This is a genomic window from Cupriavidus sp. KK10, from assembly GCF_018223725.1.
Taxonomy (GTDB): Bacteria; Pseudomonadota; Gammaproteobacteria; order Burkholderiales; family Burkholderiaceae; genus Cupriavidus; species Cupriavidus necator.
The window spans coordinates 1,204,086-1,221,947 of the sequence record NZ_CP073677.1; the positions used below are offsets into that span (position 1 = coordinate 1,204,086).

A 17,862-nucleotide genomic window follows, 5' to 3' on the forward strand; every position below is an offset into this window, starting at 1 on the left:
CGAACCACGTGATGACCGCCGCAATGACCGCCATGGCGACCGCCGCCATGCCAGGAGAGCCCGCATGCTGAGCCGCACCGCCGACCACCTGTTCTGGATGGCCCGCTACACCGAGCGCGCGGAGAACACCGCGCGCATGCTCGACGTCAACTACCAGACCTCGCTCCTGCCGCAATCGGCCGAGGTGGCCGAGCAGGGCTGGTGGGCCATGCTCGATATCTCCGAGCTGACCGACGTCTTCGACCACAAGTACGGGCTGCTGTCGCGCGACGATGTGATCGACTTCATGGTGCGCGACATGACCAACGCCTCGTCCATCATGAGCTGCCTGCGCGCGGCGCGCGAGAACGCGCGCGCGGTGCGCGGGTCGCTGACCACCGAGGTCTGGGAGACCGTCAACACCACCTGGCTGGAGGTGCAGCGCCTGATCGCCGACGGCGTGCTGAAGGAAGACCCGTCGCGCTTCTTCGAATGGGTCAAGTTCCGCTCGCACCTGGCGCGCGGGGTGCAGTTCGGCACCATGCTCAAGGACGATGCCTTCCACTTCATGCGGCTGGGCACGTTCCTGGAGCGCGCCGACAACACCGCGCGGATCCTCGACGTCAAGTTCCAGGCATCGGGCAGCGACGAGAGCGATGCCAACCGCGACCAGAACGATTTCTATCACTGGGCCGCGGTGCTGCGCTCGGTATCGGGCTTCGAGGTCTACCGCAAGGTCTATCGCGCGGTCATTACGCCGCAGCGCGTGGCCGAGCTGCTGATCCTGCGGCCCGACATGCCGCGCTCGCTGGTGTCGAGCATGGACGAGGTGGTGGCCATCCTGCACACGGTGCGCAACCAGCAATCGGCGGAAACCGAGCGCCAGGCTGGTAAACTCCACGCCGACCTGAAGTACGCGCGCATCGACGACATTTTCGCTGTCGGCCTGCACGCGTACCTGACCAGCTTCCTGGAGCGCATCGGCGATCTCGGCAATGGCATCAGCCGGGACTTCCTCGTGCCGCTGCTGGCTGCCTGAGATGGGCCGCCGGCAGCCTCCATGTGCCGCCGCGCCCTGATACCGTGAAATACAAGATCCACCACCATACTGTTTACCGCTACGCCGAGCCGGTGCGCCGCAGCGTGCACGAAGTGCGGCTCGAGCCGCGTTCGGGCCCGCTGCAGACCGTGCACCGATGGCAACTGGTCGCGCCTGGCAATCCGTCAGCGGCGCATGACGGCTTCGGCAACATCGTGCACAACTTCACGGTGGCCGGACCGACCAGCACCATTTCGATCGAAGCCAGCGGGGAGGTGGAAGTGCTGCAGCCGCATGGCGACCTCGACCGGGACGGCCACCATGCGTTCTGCGACGCACCGCCCCCCGGCGAAGCGCGGGTGTCGCCGCTGTACTTCCTCGGCAGCACGCCACTGACCTCGGCTCCGCCGGAGATGCAGGCGTTTGCCGCACCGTTCCTGGCGGCCGGGCACGAGATTCCGGCGCTGCTGGCGCTGGCCCAGGGGATTGCGGAGCGGGTGCGCTACAAGCCCAACACCACTGACGTCGGCACCTCGGCGGCCGAGGCCTTCAGCCTGGGCAGCGGCGTGTGCCAGGACCAGGCGCAGGTGATGGTGGCGGCGTGCCGGGCGCTGGGTATCCCGGCACGCTATGTGAGCGGATACTTTTACGATCCGGCCGCGATCGAGATGGCCAGCCATGCCTGGGCCGACGTATGCCTGGACCCGGCGCGCGAGGTGTGGTGCAGCGTCGATATCACCCACGGCTGCCTGACCGACGAGCGTCATATACGCCTCGCGGTGGGGCGCGATTACGCGTCGGCTGCGCCGGTAAGGGGCATCCTGGAAGGGGGTTCCGGCGAGACGCTTGAAGTCGATGTGGGCATAACGCCGCTTTTTCCCTGATTAGGTGCCTGATTCCAGACAGGGCGCGGTGCCGCGGCACCGGCGCTAGAATCCGGGGTATGCAGGCCATCGGCTGGCCACTTCCGGCCGCCGCGAAGCACACCAAAACAAGACCATGACTTACTGTGTAGCCATGCGGCTGGATGCCGGCCTGGTATTCCTGTCCGATTCCCGCACCAATGCGGGGGTAGATGCCATCTCCACGTCGCGCAAGATGACGGTGTTCGAAGAACCCGGCGACCGCGTGATGGTGCTGATGACCGCCGGCAACCTGGCGATCAGCCAGTCGGTGCGCCAGATCCTGGCCGAGAACCATGACGAGAAGCGCTCGCTGTGGACCGCGCGCGACATGTTCGAGGCCGCTTCCATCGTCGGCGAGGCGGTGCGCCAGGTGCACAAGCGCGATGCGCATGCGCTGCGCGATGCCGGCATCGAATTCAATGTCAGCCTGATCTTCGGCGGCCAGGTGCGCGGCGAGCGGGTGCGCCTGTTCAACATCTACGCGGCGGGCAATTTTGTCGAGGCCACGCCCGAGAACTGCTATTTCCAGATCGGCGAGGCCAAGTACGGCAAGCCCATCGTTGACCGCGTGGTGCACCCGTCGCTGCCGCTGGCCGAGGGGGCCAAATGCGCGCTGATCTCGATGGATTCGACGCTCAAGTCGAACATCTCGGTCGGCCTGCCGCTGGACCTGCTGGTCTATGAGGCCGATACGCTGTGCGTGACGCGCTTCGTCAACATCGACGAGCGCAACGCCTACTTCCGCATGATCCGCGATACTTGGGGGCAGCGCCTGCGCCAGGTCTTCGGCGAGATCCACAACCCGGAGTGGGATCCGGCCGCGCCCGCCGAATTCTCGCTGGCGCGTCCCGGCGAGGCCGACCGCTGGGGCCAGCCGGTGCGCGCCAAGCGCAATCCGTCGCGTACCCAGGACTGAGGGCCGGGCGAGGAAGCAAGCGATGCGCGAGATCATTCATTTTTCCCATGCCAACGGCTTTCCGGTGACCACCTACCGCAAGCTGTTCGGCGAACTGGACGGCGACTTCGAATTCCGCGCCGTGGACCGCTACGGGCACAAGCCCGAATTCCCGGTGACGCGCGGCTGGCCGCACCTAGTGGAGGAGCTGCTCGGCGAGATCGACCGCCAGTACCGCGAGCCGGTGTGGCTGGTGGGCCATTCGCTGGGCGGCTTCCTGTCGCTGATGGCGGCGCTGCGGCGCCCGGCGCGCGTGCGCGGCGTGGTGATGCTGGATTCGCCGATCATTGCCGGCTGGCGTGCTTCGCTGCTGAAGACCGCCCAGATGTTCGGCATGGACGAAAAGCCCGGCCCGGCGGCGGTGACCAAAAACCGGCGCACCCACTGGCCGGATGCCGAGGCGGTCTGGGAACACTTCCGCGCCAAGCCCAACTTCGCGGTATGGGACCAGGAAGTGCTGCGCGACTACGCCATCCACGGCACCGAGCCGACCGGCAAGGACAACGAGCGGCGGCTGCGCTTTGACCGCGAGGTCGAATACTGGATCTACCGCACGCTGCCGACCAGCCTGGGGCGCAAGGTGGCGCGCGGCGCGCCGGTGCCGGTCGGCTTTGTCGCCGGCACCCGTTCCCGCGAGGTGCGCCAGTGCGGGCTGGGTGCCACCCGCAAGCTGGTCGGTCCGAACCTGCGCTTTATCGAAGGCGGCCATCTGTACCCGATGGAGCGGCCGCAGGAGACAGCGCAGCTGGTGCGCGACCTGATCGGCGCGATGCGCCGCGAGGGGCGCTGAGGCGGGTGTTGCGGCGCATGCGCCGCAACACACCGGAAAACCCTGTTGCAGCCCCGCCGAGGAGGGGTGCTGTCACAATTTCCGGGTCGGCGGGAATCGGGCTCTCATGTATAATCCCGATTTCCCCGGCAAGCTCGGTTTATGACCAAATTCGTCTTCGTCACCGGTGGCGTCGTCTCTTCTCTCGGCAAGGGCATCGCTGCTGCCTCGCTCGCGGCCATTCTTGAGTCGCGCGGCCTCAAAGTCACCCTCCTCAAGCTAGATCCCTACATCAACGTCGATCCCGGCACGATGAGCCCTTTCCAGCATGGCGAGGTGTTTGTCACGGAAGACGGTGCTGAAACCGACCTCGATCTCGGCCACTACGAGCGTTTCGTCTCGGCCAAGATGCGCAAGTCGAACAACTTCACCACGGGCCAGATCTACGAATCGGTGATCCGCAAGGAGCGCCGCGGCGAATACCTGGGCAAGACCGTGCAGGTGATCCCGCATATCACCAACGAGATCCAGGCCTTCGTCGAAAGGGGCGCCGCGGCGTCGCACGACGGCAAGGCCGACGTGGCGCTGGTGGAAATCGGCGGCACCGTGGGTGACATCGAATCGCTGCCGTTCCTGGAAGCCGCGCGCCAGATGAGCCTGCGCATGGGCCGCAACCACTGCGCCTTCGTGCACCTGACGCTGGTGCCGTTCATTGCCAGCGCCGGCGAGCTCAAGACCAAGCCGACCCAGCACTCGGTGCAGAAGCTGCGTGAAATCGGCATCTCGCCGACCGCGCTGCTGTGCCGCGCCGACCGCCCGATCCCGGACGACGAGCGCGCCAAGATTTCGCTGTTCGCCAATATCCCGCAAGACGCCGTGATTTCGGTGTGGGATGCGGACAGCATCTACAAGATCCCGCAGATGCTCAACGAGCAGGGCCTGGACCGCCTGATCTGCGAGGAGCTGCGCCTGGACCCGAAGCCCGCCGACCTGTCGATGTGGCAGAAGCTGGTCAACGCCCAGGAAAATCCCGAGCACGAGATCACCATCGGCATGGTCGGCAAGTACGTCGACCTGACCGAGTCGTACAAGTCGCTGATCGAAGCCCTGCGCCACGCCGGCATGCACACCGCCACGCGCGTCAACATCGAGTACATCGATTCCGAGGAACTGGAATCGGGCCACCTCGAAGTGCTGGCCCCGCTGGATGCCATCCTGGTGCCGGGCGGCTTCGGCAAGCGCGGCACGGAAGGCAAGATCCGCGCGATCCAGTACGCCCGCGAGAACAAGATCCCGTACTTGGGCATCTGCCTGGGCATGCAGCTGGCCGTGATCGAGTTTGCCCGCCACCTGGCCGGCATGACCGATGCCAACTCGACCGAGTTCAACCTGGAAACCGAGCACCCGGTGGTCGCGCTGATCACCGAGTGGGTGGACCGCGAAGGCAAGGTCGAGCAGCGCTCGGCCGATTCCGACCTGGGCGGCACCATGCGCCTGGGCGCCCAGCGCGTGCCGGTCAAGGAAGGCACCAAGGCAGCGACGATCTACGGCGCCGAGGTCAATGAACGCCACCGTCACCGCTACGAGGTCAACAATCACTACGTGCCGACGCTGGAAAAGGCCGGCATGGTGATCTCGGCGCGCACGCCGACCGAGAACCTGCCGGAAATGATGGAGCTGCCCGAGTCGATGCACCCCTGGTTCGTCGGCGTGCAGTTCCACCCGGAATTCACCTCGACGCCGCGCGACGGCCACCCGCTGTTCAAGGCCTACGTCGAAGCCGCGCTGGCCAGCCAGCAGCGCAAGGGCGCGTAAGCCCCGGCGGCAAGCAGGAGAGACAGTCATGAAACTCTGTGGATTCGAGGCCGGCCTCGACAAGCCGTTCTTCCTGATCGCAGGTCCGTGCGTGATCGAGTCGGAGCAGATGGCGCTGGATACGGCCGGCGAGCTCAAGGCCATCACCGCTGAACTGGGCATCCCGTTCATCTACAAGTCGTCGTTCGACAAGGCCAACCGGTCTTCGGGCAAGTCGTTCCGCGGCCTGGGGATGGAAAAGGGCCTGGAGATCCTGGCGACGGTCAAGCGCGAGATCGGCGTGCCGGTGCTGACCGACATCCACGAGATCGACGAGATCAAGCCCGTCGCCGCCGTGGTGGACGTGCTGCAAACGCCGGCCTTCCTGTGCCGCCAGACTGATTTCATTCGTGCCTGCGCTCAGAGCGGCAAGCCGGTGAACATCAAGAAGGGCCAGTTCCTGGCGCCGCATGACATGAAGAACGTGATCGACAAGGCGCGCGACGCCGCGCGCGAAGCCGGTCTGCCCGATGACGTCTTCATGGCCTGCGAGCGTGGTGTCTCGTTCGGCTACAACAACCTGGTGTCCGACATGCGCTCGCTGGCGATCATGCGCGAGACCGGTGCTCCGGTGGTGTTCGACGCCACCCACTCGGTGCAGCTGCCGGGCGGCCAGGGCACCAGCTCGGGCGGCCAGCGCGAGTTCGTGCCGGTGCTGTCGCGCGCCGCCGTCGCCACCGGCGTCGCGGGCCTCTTCATGGAAACGCACCCGGACCCGAGCAAGGCCATGTCCGATGGCCCCAACGCGGTGCCGCTGTCGCGCATGAAGGAACTGCTGGCCGTGCTCAAGGACCTGGACACGTTGGTCAAGCGTGCCGGCTTTCTGGAAGACAACTTCGGCTGGCCGGCCTGCGCCTGAGCAGGCCCGGTTTTGTCACCACCGCAATGCCGGTGGTGACAAACCATATCGAAAGACAATACAAAAAATCGGGAGATTTTCCATGGCCGCGGGCTATATCATCGCCTACGTCGACGTGACCGACCCCCAGCAGTACGAAGAGTACAAAGTGCTTTCGAGCAAGGCCATGCAGATCCATGGCGCCGAAGTGCTGGTGCGCGGCGGCAAGACCGAGCCGCTGGAGGGCGAGTGGGCGCCGACCCGCGTCGTGGTGCTGAAATTCCCCAGCTATGAAGCCGCCAAGTCGTTCCACGACGGCGAAGCCTATCGCGCCGCCCGCAAGGCGCGCGAGCACGCGGCAAAGATGAACATGATCGTGGTGGAAGGCGCTGCCTGAGGGTTGTCGGGCAGTTTGACATGCGCCTGACACGGGCACAGCTTGAAGTAATCAGCAGCAGCAAGAATCAACAGTCAGAGAGGAATTCATGAGTGCAATCGTAGATATCATCGGTCGCGAGGTTCTCGACTCGCGCGGCAACCCCACCGTCGAATGCGACGTGCTGCTGGAATCCGGCGTGATGGGCCGCGCAGCGGTGCCGTCGGGTGCGTCGACCGGCTCGCGCGAAGCCATCGAACTGCGTGACGGCGACAAGTCGCGCTACCTGGGCAAGGGCGTGCTGAAGGCCGTCGAGCACATCAACACCGAAATCTCCGAAGCCATCATGGGCCTGGATGCCTCCGAGCAGGCCTTCCTGGACCGCACCCTGATCGACCTCGACGGCACCGAGAACAAGGGCCGCCTGGGCGCCAACGCCATGCTGGCCGTGTCGATGGCCGTGGCCAAGGCCGCCGCTGAAGAAGCCGGCCTGCCGCTGTACCGCTACTTCGGCGGTTCGGGCGCGATGCAACTGCCGGTGCCGATGATGAACATCGTCAACGGCGGCGCGCACGCCAACAACAGCCTGGACATCCAGGAATTCATGATCATGCCGGTGTCGCAGACCAGCTTCCGCGAAGCCCTGCGCTGCGGCGCGGAGATCTTCCACGCGCTGAAGAAGATCCTGGCCGACAAGGGCATGTCCACCGCGGTCGGCGACGAGGGCGGCTTCGCCCCCAACTTCTCGTCCAACGAGGAATGCCTGAACACCGTGGTGCAGGCCATCGAGAAGGCCGGCTACCGCGCCGGTGAAGACGTGCTGCTGGCACTGGACTGCGCCGCCAGCGAGTTCTACCACGAAGGCGAGGGCGTGTACCAGCTGGAGGGCGAAGGCCTGAAGCTGACCTCGACGCAGTTCGCCGACTACCTGGCCAACCTGTGCGACAAGTTCCCGATCGTGTCGATCGAGGACGGCATGGCCGAAGGCGACTGGGACGGCTGGAAGACGCTGACCGAGAAGCTGGGCACGCGCGTGCAGCTGGTGGGCGACGACCTGTTCGTCACCAACACCAAAATCCTGAAGGAAGGCATCGAGAAGGGCATCGGCAACTCGATCCTGATCAAGATCAACCAGATCGGCACCCTGACCGAAACCTTCGCCGCCATCGAGATGGCCAAGCGCGCCGGCTACACCGCCGTGATCTCGCACCGCTCGGGCGAGACCGAAGACAGCACCATCGCCGACATCGCCGTGGGCACCAACGCCGGCCAGATCAAGACCGGCTCGCTGTCGCGCTCGGACCGCATGGCCAAGTACAACCAGCTGCTGCGCATCGAGGAAGACCTGGGCGATATCGCCAGCTACCCGGGCAAGGGCGCGTTCTACAATCTGCGCTGACACCTTGCCCCGTCGTTCCCGCTCGCGCGGGAGCGGCAGCAAGCGGATGGAATGGCGGCGGCCGGGATTCCCTGGCCGCCGCCGTTTTTGTATCGAAATCTGCCTGGCAATTGCCTTATAGGCTGAGTTCGCAGATCATTGTGCGGAATTTCCTGTCCGCCATCTTTCATGCGCCTGATCTCGCTGCTGTTGTTCGTGCTGCTGCTTGCCATCCAGTACCCACTCTGGCTGGGCAAGGGCGGATGGCTGCGCGTGTGGGACCTGAACCGGCAGCTGACCGAGCAGGGCACCCGCACCCAGACGCTCAAGCTGCGCAACGCCAAGCTGGAAGGCGAAGTCGCCGACCTGCAGGACGGCACCGGCGCGATCGAGGAACGTGCCCGCTATGAGTTGGGCATGGTGAAGGAAGGCGAGGTCTTCGTGCAGTTTGTCGCGCCGGCGCCCAAGGTCAGCGCCACGCCGCCGTTGCCGCCGCCGCCGAATTCGGTCGCCGGCAGAGGTGGCCACTAAGAGGCGCCTTGCTTCTCGCTGTCGTCACCACCAGCCGTACGGATAACCGCCCCAGCCCCAGCCGGGCATGCCGACGCTGACGCCGCCGCCCCAGTGGCCGCCACCCCATCCCCCGTAATACAGGTTCCAGCTGGTGTTCGGATAGCCATAAGCCGCGCGCGCGGCCGCGGCCTGCTGGTCGAGCGCGATCGCGGCCGCCTGCTCGCGCAGTATCTGCTGGTTCAGCGTGTCGAGCTTCTCCTTGTCGTCGGCCGTCAGCGGCGCTGGCGGGATGGCGTTGGGCGTGAGCCGCGCCGTGGGCGGCGAGCCGTTGACGTCGCGCGGCAGCTCTGCGCAGCCGGCGGCCAGCAGCAGTGCGCCGGTCGCGGCGCAGGCGGCAATGCCGCGCAGCACGGCCGGCACGATGGCGGGAGATTCAGGCAGGGAGGAGGTGGCTCGGGCGGACATGGCTGTTCTCAGGCTCGCTTGCGGCAGTTGGATGCTGCCATCGTACAGCCGTTGGACAGGGCGGCAGGGCGGTTGTTTCCGCCGTGCCGCCCCGCGCCCGCCGCTCAGTGGTGCTGGTGCGCGCCGGCACCGGCGCCGGTGGCGATATGGGTGGCCGAGAACAGCTGGGCGCAGTCGACCGGATCAAACTCATAGCGCAGGCCGCAGAAGTCGCAGTGGATCTCGACCTGGCCGCGCTCGGCGATGATGCCTTCGATCTCTTCCTGGCCCAGCGACTGCAGCATGCCCGCCACCTTGGGGCGCGAGCAAGAGCAATGGAAATGCGGCGTCAGCGGCTCAAACACGCGCAGGCCGGCGGCCTGCAGGTCTTCCCAGAACAGGCGGCGCAGCAGGGTGTCGGGGGTCTCGGCCAGCAGTTCGTCGGCCTTGAGCGTGGCGCCCAGCTGCACGGCGCGGTCCCAGGTGTCCAGGTCCTGCGCGCGGGCATGGCTGGCCAGCGGCGCGCCGGTCTCGCCGACTTCCGCGGTGCCGCCGTAGGCCGGCAGCTTTTGCAGCAGCATGCCGGCGGCGACGTGGTCGTCCGCCGCCAGCCAGAGGCGCGTGTCGAGCTGCTCGGACGCCTGCATGTAGTGCTCCAGCACGGCGCTGATCGAGGCCAGCGGGCCGTGCGCGTCGGCCAGCGGCACTATGCCCTGGTACGCCTGCTGGCCCGGCAGCTTGTCCTTCGGGTCAAGCGTGATGGCAAAGCGGCCGTGGCCGTGGGCGTTGACCATCTGCGCCAGCGTGGCGTCGTCGGCGATGTGCGCGTCCTCGGCCAGCTTGGCGGTGGCGCGCATCGACAGGTCGGACAGGCATTCCACCACCAGCATGCGCACCGGGCCGTCGCCGTGCAGCTGCATCACCAGCGCCCCGTTGAACTTCAGGTTGGCCGACAGCAGCGCCGCGGCGGCCATCATTTCGCCCAGCAGCCGGCGCACCGGTGCGGGGTAGCTGTGGCGGCCCAGCACTTCTTGCCAGGTGGCTTCCATGCGCACCAGCTCGCCGCGCACGGGAGCCGCGTCGAACAGGAATTTCTGCAGGGTGTCGGGGGTGGTGGTATCGGTCACAATAATCTGTCGATGATTCGGTAAGTGCCGCCGCGGTCGTCAGCCGATCCGCTTGAGCTGTTGCTTGTACATGGCCTGCCGGGTGGCGTAGGTCTCGGCGTTGCGGTACAGGTTGGCGACGTCGGCGTCGGTCAGCTGGCGCACCACCTTGGCCGGCGCGCCCAGGATCAGCGAGCGGTCCGGGAAGACCTTGCCTTCGGTCACCACGGCACCGGCGCCGACCAGGCATTCCTTGCCGATCACGGCGCGGTTCAGCACCACGGCCTGGATCCCAATCAGCGAGCCTTCGCCCACAGTGCAGCCATGCAGCATGGCCTGATGGCCGATCGAGACCTTGTCGCCCAGGGTCAGCGGGCAGCCCGGGTCGGTATGCAGCACCGAGCCTTCCTGGATGTTGGTGTCCTCGCCCACCACGATCGGTTCGTTGTCGCCCCGGATCACGACACCGGGCCAGGCGCTGGCGCGGGACTTGAGGGTCACGTTGCCGATGACGGTGGCTTCGGGGGCCACGTAGGCATCGCTGTCGATATTGGGCTTGACATCGCCGAGCTGGTAAAGCGCCATGAGGTCTCCTGCACGAAAGGCTTTTGTTGAAGTGGGGGTTGCCGCCGGACTTTAAAGGGCCAGGGTGGGGTGCGGGCGCGCGGCGCCAAGGCGACTGCGCGGCTTGCCCGGCAGTCGGGCACCGGCCAGGCCCTACAATGGCGGCAGACCCGGATTTTACGCTCATGCCAGAAAAAACACCCGCCGCCGCCTTGCCTGAACCGTCACTTTCGCCGCGCCACCAGGCGCTGGCGGTGCTGTGCATGACGGATCCCCGGCAGAAGTCCGTGGCGGCGCGGGCACTTTACCGCCATGTGACGACGTTGCCGGACGAGGCGCTTGCCGCCGGCGAGGCGATCCAGGCCGGTGCCGGCCAGGCCATTCCCGGCCGCCCCGCGCGGCCGCCGCTGGTGGCGCCGCAGGGCGTCGAGCGGCGCCGCTCGCTGCATACCCCGGCCGGGCGCGCGGCGATGATCCATGCGCTGTGCCATATCGAGTTCAATGCCATCAACCTGGCGCTGGACGCGGCCTGGCGCTTCGCCGGCATGCCGCCCGGCTACTACCGCGACTGGCTGCGCGTGGCCGATGAAGAGGCGTACCACTTCACGCTGCTGGCCGACCACCTTGGCACGCTGGGCGCGGCCTACGGCGACTTCCCTGCCCACAACAGCCTGTGGGAGATGACCGACAAGACCGCCGACGACGTGCTCGCGCGCATGGCGCTGGTGCCGCGCACGCTGGAGGCGCGCGGGCTCGATGCCTCGCCGCCGGTGCGCGCCAGGCTGGCCGGCGCCGGCGACCACGCCGCCGCGGCCATCATCGACATCATCCTGCGCGACGAGGTCGGCCACGTCGCCATCGGCAACCACTGGTACCGCTGGCTGTGCGCGCAGCGCGGCCTGGACCCCGTTGCCACCTACGCGCAGCTGGCCGGGCAGTACCGCGCGCCGAAGCTGCGCGGGCCGTTCAATCTCGAGGCGCGGCGCGCGGCGGGCTTCGATGAAGAGGAACTGGCCTGGCTGGAGGCATCGGCCGGTTAGGCCTGCCGTCCTGTACCTCAGCCGCGCGGCGGAAAGCCATGCCTGCGCGCCGACCAGACCGCCAGCCAGGTGGCGGCGAGCAGGGCAGCCAGCACGGGCGGGAATGCGCCGATCCCGAAGCCATCGAGCAGCAGCCCGCCAATGACGCCGCCGCCGGCGATGGCAATATTCCAGGCCGTGACCAGCATCGACTGGGCCACGTCCGCGGACTTTCCGGCGGTCTTTGCCAGCGCCGTCTGGAACAGCGTGGAAACGCCGCCGAAGCCCAGGCCCCAGATCGCGGCCGCGGCATAGACCACGGCCGGGTGCCCGCCCCCGGCCCCAAGCGCCAGCACCGCAAGCTCGAACAGCAGGGTGCTGGCCAGCGTCAGCGCCCGCAGCCACTGGTCGATCAGTACGCCGGTGATCCAGATGCCGGCGAGCGAGGCCACGCCGAACACGAACAGGACCAGATCAAGCCGTGCCCCGGCGTTGCCGGCTCGCAGGAACGGCGCGATATAGGTGTAGAGGATGTTGTGCGCCAGCACGAAGGCGAGCGTCACGAACAGCACGGGACGCACGCCCGGCACTGTGAACACGCGCGCGATCGGCAGCCGCTGGCCGGCGGGCTGGCCGGCAAAATCCGGCACGCTGGCCAGCACCCAGGCAACCAGGCCCAGCGTCAGCATGCTGATGATGCCGAAGCACGCGCGCCAGCCCATGAGCGCACCGAGGAAGGTCCCGGATGGCACGCCCAGCGACAAGGCCAGGGGGATGCCAACCATCGCGACAGCAATGGCCCGGCCCTTGAGGTGATCGGGAACCATGCGCGCGGCATAGCCAGCCAGCAGCGCCCACAGCAGTCCGGCCGAGACCCCCGCAAGAAAGCGCGCCGCCATCGTCAGGACATAGTTGCCGGACCAGGCCGTCGCGGCGTTGGCGACGGCAAAGCCCGCGATGGCAAGCAGCAGCAGCGGCCGTCGCCGCAGCCCTTGCGTGGCTGCCGTCAGCGGCATGGCGGCTACCAGAGAACCGAAGGCGTAGATGGTGACGAGCTGGCCGGCAAGCGGCTCGGAGATGGCAAGGCCCGCGCCGATCTGCGGCAGCAGCCCTGCCGGCAAGGCCTCGGTCAGGACGGTGATGAAGCCTGCGACGGCAAGCGCAAGCAGTGCCGGAAGCGGTAGCCGCGCAGGCTGGGTGCCCTGCTGTGCATCGTTCGCAAGCGTGTTGGTGGCTGTGGTCATGTTGGCGCCTTGATCAGGGGTGATGCGTTGCGTGGAGGGTTACGCGGCAGCGGGGGCGACACCGTAGACCGCGTCGCGCAGATCGGTGACAAAGCGGCCGGACATGCCCTCGTACAGCGTGTTGGTGAACGCCACCACGCTCAGCCCCTGGCTGCGGTCGACGAACCAGGCGTGGCCGTAGGCGCCGCCCCAGCGCCAGGTGCCGGTGGATTCCGGGGAGCCCGCCCGGCGCGGATCGCGCAGCACCGAGAAGCCCAGCCCGAAGCCGGTTCCCGGCGCATCGGGCAGGTCCAGGCCGCCGGTCTGGTCGCGCGCCATGTCTTCGACCAGGGCGGATGGCAGCAACACGCCGCCGCCCTGGCGCAAGCTTTCCAGCAGGCGCAGGAAGTCTTGCGCCGTGCCCGCCATGCCGGCGCCGCCGGACGGGAAGGCCCGCGCGTTGAAGAGGCGGGCGGGGCTGTAGGGAATGCCAACCGTGCCTTCGAGCACGGGCACGGTTTCGCCTTCGCGCAGGCGGTGCGGGTGCGGGCTGTCATTCACATACGAGGTCGGCACGCGGTGCGCATCGCGTGCCACGAAGCCGGTGTCGTCCATGCCCAGCGGGCCCGTCACCAGCTGGCGCACTGCCGTGTCGAGCGGCGTGCCATGGACGCGCTCGATCAGCGCGCCCAGCACGTCGGTCGCGAGCGAGTAGCCCCACGCGGTACCCGGTTCGTACAGCAAGGGCACGCTCGCGATGCGCCGCAGGTTTTCCGCCAGGCTGATGGTGGTGTCGTCCATGCCGTCGGAGACACCGGCGCTGGCATAGGGTCCGGCTTCGCCGGACTCGAAGAAGCGATAGCCCAGCCCCGCGGTATGGCTCAGCAGCTGCCGCGCCGTGATACGTGCCGGTCGGCCGTCGGCCAGGCGCGGGCAAAATTCGGGCAGCCAACGGTCGATACCCTGGTCAAGGTCGAGATGGCCTTGTGCCACCAGCACCAGTGCAGCCACGGAGACGATCGGCTTGCTTACCGAAGCCAGCCGGAACACCGCATCCATGCGCATCGACTGTCCGCTTTCCCGATCGGCCAGGCCTGCCGCCTGCTGGTAGACCGGTTCGCCGTCACGGCTGACCAGCACGACGGCGCCGACCAGCCGCCGTTGCTCCAGCGCCTGCCGGACCACGACGTCGATGCGCGCATTCAGGGGGGATACATGGGACACACCTGGACGCGGTGCAATCGTGGGGAGGGACACAGCGGAATCCTTGTTCAATGAGTACCCGCTCACGATAAGGACCCGGCCATTAAAGAAAAAGTGGGCTACAGTTCCTTTTTCTCCGGAACTTTGTGTCCGCAATCGGGGGGGCATCATGGATAGCCTCAGTGGCTTCGCAGTGTTTGTGCAGGTGGCCGAGACCCGCAGTTTTGTCGCGGCGGGACGCTTGCTGGGGGTGTCGGCCTCCGCCGTCGGCAAGAGCGTGGCGCGCCTGGAAGAAAGGCTCGGCGTACGGCTGTTCCACCGCAGCACGCGCAGCGTGACGCTGACCGCCGAAGGCACGCTGTTCCTGGAGCGCAGCCGCCGCGTGCTCGCCGAGATCGAAGCGGCGGAGCTGGAGCTGGCCGAAGCCACCGCGGCGCCGCGCGGGCGCCTGCGCGTGAGCCTGCCGCTGGTCAGCTCACTGGTCTTGCCCGTGCTTGGCGATTTCATGCGCGCGTATCCGGACATCGAGCTGGACCTGGATTTCACCGACCAACTGGTCGATGTCATCGAGGAGGGCTTCGATGCGGTGGTCCGCACCGGCGAGCCCGCCGACTCGCGCCTGTCGGCGCGCAGGCTGGGTGCGTTCCAGGCGATGCTGGTGGCATCGCCCGATTACCTGGCGCAGCGTGGCACGCCGAAGGTGCCTGCCGACCTGGCCGCCCATGCCTGCCTGCATTACCGCTTTCCCCACACCGGCAAGCTCGAGGCCTGGCCGCTGCAACGCGCGCCGGGCGAGCCCGAGCTGGCGCTGCCGACATCGATGATCTGCAACAACATCGAGACGCGCCTGTGTTTTGCGCTGTGCGGCCTGGGCATTGCCTGCCTGCCGGATTTCGCCATCCGCGAGCAACTGGCCGATGGCAGCCTGTGCCAGGTGCTGTCGGGCCATGTGGGGCCGGCCAAGGCCTTTCACGTGCTCTGGCCGGCGAGCAGGCATCCCTCGCCCAAGGTGAGGGCGTTGGTCGACTTTCTGTGCGCGCGGGTCTTTCCTGCAGACGAGGCGCGCTCCTAGCCCTACCTTCGCAAGCTCGGTGTTGTTCCGCGGCGGCATCGAGTCGGAATGCCGCGTAGATACTGGATTTCGCTTGATTCTTTGGCTCGGAGATGCTGCATGAAAAAATGATGCGCATCCTCGAACGGGAAGTCAACGGCCATCGCTACCGCATTGCCGCGCAGGGCCTGGCGCCCAACTGCCCCGCAGAATCCGAAGCGATGCGCATCACCAGAATTGGTTAGTGAGGCAATTTGATACATCCTTCCTTGGGGTGGTATTCGCCAGCCCGCATGGCCCCATACATTGACGTGCGCGGATGAGAAGTCAGCGGTCGTCATAGCCCAAAGAGAGAACTGCAACTTCACGCCGTTCGTGGCACTCCCGCGCAACACAGGAACCCCATAAAAGACCGGGAGGAAGTACCGCATGAAGAGCAATCGCTCCAAACTTGGCCTCGCCATGGCCGGCGCCGCACTGGTAACGCTTGCCGGTTGCGGAGGCGGTGGAGACAGCGCCAGCAGCAACACCACGACCCCGCCGCCTGCGACGACGGCGCCGGCAGCCAAAGCCGTGATGAGCGGGACCGCGGCAACCGGTGCGGCCCTGGCCAATGCCAACGTCACCATCACCAACAGCAGTGGCAACTCGCCTTGCGAGGAATCGTCGATCACGACGACAGCCCTGGGCACCTACACGTGCACCCTCAAGAGCGGAGAGACGGCGCCCTTCTTTGTCGTGGTGACCGACCCGACCGGCAACAGTGCCCCGCTGGTGAGCGTGGCCACCACCACCCCCGCCGCGGGCGCCGCGCTGACGGTCAACGCCACCCCGCTGACCACGGCCATCGTGGCACAGCTTGCTTCAGACGGTAACGCGCTTTCCGTGGTCAGCAGCAAGACCGTGGATACGGCCGCGTTGCAAAAGGTCACCGCTAACGTCTTGACGCAGCTTGCGAGCGTGTTGACGTCGATCGGCGCACCCGCGGACTACAACCCGTTCAGCACCTCTATTTCCGCGGCCACGGCTTCCAGCTCGGGCAACACCGCTGACCAGCTTCTGGATATCGTCAAGGTAACGACCGATCCCGCGAGCGGCAAACCGGCAATCGCCACCGTCGACAATCCGACGCCGGTGCCCCTGGCCACCGCAGACAGCAGCGGCACGGCGCTGCCCGCGCCGGACGCCGGCGTGGCTGATCTGCCCAAGGCCGCGCAACTCGTCGCCAAATCCCTGACTGCCTGCTTTGCGCTGCCAACGTCCCAGCGCGTGCTGGCCACCGACACCACCGTGCCGCAATCCCAGGGCGGCCCGACGGTGACGTCCGCGGCGCCGCAGTGCCAGGATATCGCGGGCGCCAGCGACAACGCGGCAGGCGTCGAGTTCCTGCACAATGGTTACGAGGCCGGCCAGTATCTGTACAACACGCTCACCAGCGATACGATGACCGGTGCGCAGTTCAGCGTTCCTGAGGTGATGGCTTTCTACGGCGCAAGCAGCACCGCGTCGGGCAAGGACGAAGCCGTGCTGAACATCAAGTACCTGGATGCGGGAGGCAATCCCGGCAACCTGATCACCGTCGCGCGCAACATCGCCGGCGGTGCCACGCAATCGCACCCGAGCCCCTGGTGGCTGGTCGGCAACCAGCAGCCGGTCGACGTCAGTGTGCGGCCGTTGGTCCGCAGGGTTGAGCAACTCAACCCTGCCAATACCCAGGCCTTCAGCCACTTCCAGACCGGCCTGCAATTCCAGGTGAACGCGAAGGGGCCGGGCAGTGTCACAGCGAACGGCAACCTGGCCTATGCCCGCATTACCGGCCCGATGCTGCCCAAGGCAGGCCTGGTCTATATTGCTCCGGTCCCTGAGGAAGTCGGCCAGAACTATATGGATGTCACCAACAAGACCGGGACGGTCGGCACTACCACGCGCTGCAGCGACAATGCCGCGAACACTGGCCCGCGGTTCTACAACTGCCCGAACTTCTGGATCGGCCGGACCGCCGGCTTGACTGGCACGGCCGCTACGACCTTCGCCAACAATCAGGGGGGGCTGGTGTGGGCGCAGAATGCCGACAATCTCGATACGACCTTCCCTGCGAAGGGCCAGCGCTACAAGATCGAGCTGTTCTACGGCAGCAACACGACGGCGACTTACACGTACCACAAGACCCTGTTGAGCGACATGATCGTCGCCACCCAGGCTGGCAACTTGCCGTGGAACACGCCGGGCAGCGCAACGTTGGCATTCCTGGATCCGAATGGCAGCCTTGCCGGCGCGCAGACGTCGACCAAGGCCGACTGGATCCAGAATATTGCTGCCGAGCAGATCGGCGGTGTTTCGGTGACTGTGGACACGAACGGCACCTATGGCGCGTCCCAGCAGGCTCCGAAGGGCTCCACGTCTCTCGTAGTGGATGCCCCGGTTCCAGCCATGACGCCGACGTCGGTTCGTGCGGTGCTGTTCGGCTACCGGATGCTGAACAACAGCAACAAGACCGCGGTGTACACCTATAACTGACCTGGTGTTATCAGCGACCCTTGCGCAAGGATCGCTGATTTCCGGACCCCGCCAGCCCCAAAGCCGGCGGGTTTTTTTTTGGAAGCAAGCCTGAAGACAAAGATGAACTGAAGCCGCGCGGTGGAATTG

17 protein-coding genes are annotated in these 17,862 nt (G+C 66.6%); 12 read left to right on the forward strand and 5 right to left on the reverse strand.

Translation table 11 applies throughout. The features are described 5' to 3' along the window. Positions 1 to 64: 64 nt before the first annotated feature. From KB879_RS05900 to ftsB, 9 genes are all read left to right on the forward strand, one after another. A complete protein-coding gene (locus tag KB879_RS05900; protein ID WP_013956138.1) occupies positions 65 to 1,018 on the forward strand; it encodes an alpha-E domain-containing protein in 954 nt (317 codons plus the stop codon). Positions 1,019 to 1,062: 44 nt separating this feature from the next. Further along, on the forward strand, positions 1,063 to 1,902 hold the full coding sequence (locus KB879_RS05905) for a transglutaminase family protein (protein WP_211980884.1): 840 nt from the start codon (positions 1,063 to 1,065) through the stop codon (positions 1,900 to 1,902). A gap of 115 nt (positions 1,903 to 2,017) precedes the next feature. Continuing rightward, on the forward strand, positions 2,018 to 2,839 hold the full coding sequence (locus KB879_RS05910; protein ID WP_114134596.1) for a peptidase: 822 nt from the start codon (positions 2,018 to 2,020) through the stop codon (positions 2,837 to 2,839). Between the two features lie 22 nt (positions 2,840 to 2,861). Next, complete coding sequence (locus KB879_RS05915) at positions 2,862 to 3,668, forward strand: alpha/beta fold hydrolase (protein WP_211980885.1); 807 nt, start codon at positions 2,862 to 2,864, stop codon at positions 3,666 to 3,668. A gap of 141 nt (positions 3,669 to 3,809) precedes the next feature. Beyond that, positions 3,810 to 5,462 (forward strand): CTP synthase, encoded by a 1,653-nt coding sequence (locus KB879_RS05920; RefSeq protein WP_010808999.1) that lies wholly within the window; start codon positions 3,810 to 3,812, stop codon positions 5,460 to 5,462. 28 nt (positions 5,463 to 5,490) lie between these two features. Further along, entirely contained in the window at positions 5,491 to 6,360 is an 870-nt protein-coding gene (kdsA, locus tag KB879_RS05925) for a 3-deoxy-8-phosphooctulonate synthase (protein ID WP_010808998.1), read from the forward strand. An 82-nt stretch (positions 6,361 to 6,442) separates the two neighbouring features. Continuing rightward, on the forward strand, positions 6,443 to 6,736 hold the full coding sequence (locus KB879_RS05930) for a DUF1330 domain-containing protein (protein WP_013956142.1): 294 nt from the start codon (positions 6,443 to 6,445) through the stop codon (positions 6,734 to 6,736). Between the two features lie 88 nt (positions 6,737 to 6,824). After that, a complete protein-coding gene (gene eno / locus KB879_RS05935) occupies positions 6,825 to 8,114 on the forward strand; it encodes a phosphopyruvate hydratase (protein WP_013956143.1) in 1,290 nt (429 codons plus the stop codon). Between the two features lie 168 nt (positions 8,115 to 8,282). After that, on the forward strand, positions 8,283 to 8,624 hold the full coding sequence (gene ftsB / locus KB879_RS05940; protein WP_013956144.1) for a cell division protein FtsB: 342 nt from the start codon (positions 8,283 to 8,285) through the stop codon (positions 8,622 to 8,624). Positions 8,625 to 8,648: 24 nt separating this feature from the next. Here the strand turns inward: ftsB and KB879_RS05945 are convergent, their stop codons facing one another. From KB879_RS05945 to KB879_RS05955, 3 genes are all read right to left on the reverse strand, one after another. Continuing rightward, positions 8,649 to 9,071, reverse strand: a complete 423-nt coding sequence (locus tag KB879_RS05945; protein ID WP_211980886.1) for a hypothetical protein — start codon at positions 9,069 to 9,071, stop codon at positions 8,649 to 8,651. 104 nt (positions 9,072 to 9,175) lie between these two features. Further along, positions 9,176 to 10,177, reverse strand: a complete 1,002-nt coding sequence (locus tag KB879_RS05950) for an Hsp33 family molecular chaperone HslO (protein WP_013956146.1) — start codon at positions 10,175 to 10,177, stop codon at positions 9,176 to 9,178. Between the two features lie 39 nt (positions 10,178 to 10,216). Then, a complete protein-coding gene (locus KB879_RS05955) occupies positions 10,217 to 10,741 on the reverse strand; it encodes a gamma carbonic anhydrase family protein (protein WP_010808992.1) in 525 nt (174 codons plus the stop codon). A gap of 137 nt (positions 10,742 to 10,878) precedes the next feature. On the opposite strand from KB879_RS05955, the gene KB879_RS05960 reads away from it, so the two are divergent. Beyond that, on the forward strand, positions 10,879 to 11,760 hold the full coding sequence (locus KB879_RS05960) for a ferritin-like domain-containing protein (RefSeq protein ID WP_013956147.1): 882 nt from the start codon (positions 10,879 to 10,881) through the stop codon (positions 11,758 to 11,760). Between the two features lie 17 nt (positions 11,761 to 11,777). Here KB879_RS05960 and KB879_RS05965 read toward each other — a convergent pair whose 3' ends face one another. Continuing rightward, the gene (locus KB879_RS05965) at positions 11,778 to 12,983 is read right to left on the reverse strand and encodes an MFS transporter (RefSeq protein WP_013956148.1); all 1,206 of its coding nucleotides are present in this window, start codon (positions 12,981 to 12,983) and stop codon (positions 11,778 to 11,780) included. Positions 12,984 to 13,022: 39 nt separating this feature from the next. Further along, positions 13,023 to 14,219, reverse strand: coding sequence for a serine hydrolase (locus KB879_RS05970; protein ID WP_211980887.1), 1,197 nt, complete (start codon positions 14,217 to 14,219; stop codon positions 13,023 to 13,025). 115 nt (positions 14,220 to 14,334) lie between these two features. Here KB879_RS05970 and KB879_RS05975 point away from each other — a divergent pair, with 115 nt between their 5' ends. Beyond that, the gene (locus KB879_RS05975; RefSeq protein ID WP_013956150.1) at positions 14,335 to 15,237 is read left to right on the forward strand and encodes a LysR family transcriptional regulator; all 903 of its coding nucleotides are present in this window, start codon (positions 14,335 to 14,337) and stop codon (positions 15,235 to 15,237) included. A gap of 408 nt (positions 15,238 to 15,645) precedes the next feature. After that, complete coding sequence (locus tag KB879_RS05980; protein ID WP_211980888.1) at positions 15,646 to 17,733, forward strand: hypothetical protein; 2,088 nt, start codon at positions 15,646 to 15,648, stop codon at positions 17,731 to 17,733. Positions 17,734 to 17,862 lie beyond the last annotated feature (129 nt).

What these genes read in the sequence shown, in the direction of transcription:
- KB879_RS05900 (WP_013956138.1), top strand. Translation starts at nt 65, where the DNA reads ATGCTGAGCCGCACCGCCGACCACCTGTTCTGGATGGCCCGCTACACC.
- KB879_RS05910 (WP_114134596.1), top strand. Translation starts at nt 2,018, where the DNA reads ATGACTTACTGTGTAGCCATGCGGCTGGATGCCGGCCTGGTATTCCTG.
- KB879_RS05915 (WP_211980885.1), top strand. Translation starts at nt 2,862, where the DNA reads ATGCGCGAGATCATTCATTTTTCCCATGCCAACGGCTTTCCGGTGACC.
- KB879_RS05920 (WP_010808999.1), top strand. Translation starts at nt 3,810, where the DNA reads ATGACCAAATTCGTCTTCGTCACCGGTGGCGTCGTCTCTTCTCTCGGC.
- kdsA (WP_010808998.1), top strand. Translation starts at nt 5,491, where the DNA reads ATGAAACTCTGTGGATTCGAGGCCGGCCTCGACAAGCCGTTCTTCCTG.
- KB879_RS05930 (WP_013956142.1), top strand. Translation starts at nt 6,443, where the DNA reads ATGGCCGCGGGCTATATCATCGCCTACGTCGACGTGACCGACCCCCAG.
- eno (WP_013956143.1), top strand. Translation starts at nt 6,825, where the DNA reads ATGAGTGCAATCGTAGATATCATCGGTCGCGAGGTTCTCGACTCGCGC.
- ftsB (WP_013956144.1), top strand. Translation starts at nt 8,283, where the DNA reads ATGCGCCTGATCTCGCTGCTGTTGTTCGTGCTGCTGCTTGCCATCCAG.
- KB879_RS05945 (WP_211980886.1), bottom strand. Translation starts at nt 9,071, where the DNA reads ATGTCCGCCCGAGCCACCTCCTCCCTGCCTGAATCTCCCGCCATCGTG.
- KB879_RS05955 (WP_010808992.1), bottom strand. Translation starts at nt 10,741, where the DNA reads ATGGCGCTTTACCAGCTCGGCGATGTCAAGCCCAATATCGACAGCGAT.
- KB879_RS05960 (WP_013956147.1), top strand. Translation starts at nt 10,879, where the DNA reads ATGGCGGCAGACCCGGATTTTACGCTCATGCCAGAAAAAACACCCGCC.
- KB879_RS05965 (WP_013956148.1), bottom strand. Translation starts at nt 12,983, where the DNA reads ATGACCACAGCCACCAACACGCTTGCGAACGATGCACAGCAGGGCACC.
- KB879_RS05975 (WP_013956150.1), top strand. Translation starts at nt 14,335, where the DNA reads ATGGATAGCCTCAGTGGCTTCGCAGTGTTTGTGCAGGTGGCCGAGACC.
- KB879_RS05980 (WP_211980888.1), top strand. Translation starts at nt 15,646, where the DNA reads ATGAAGAGCAATCGCTCCAAACTTGGCCTCGCCATGGCCGGCGCCGCA.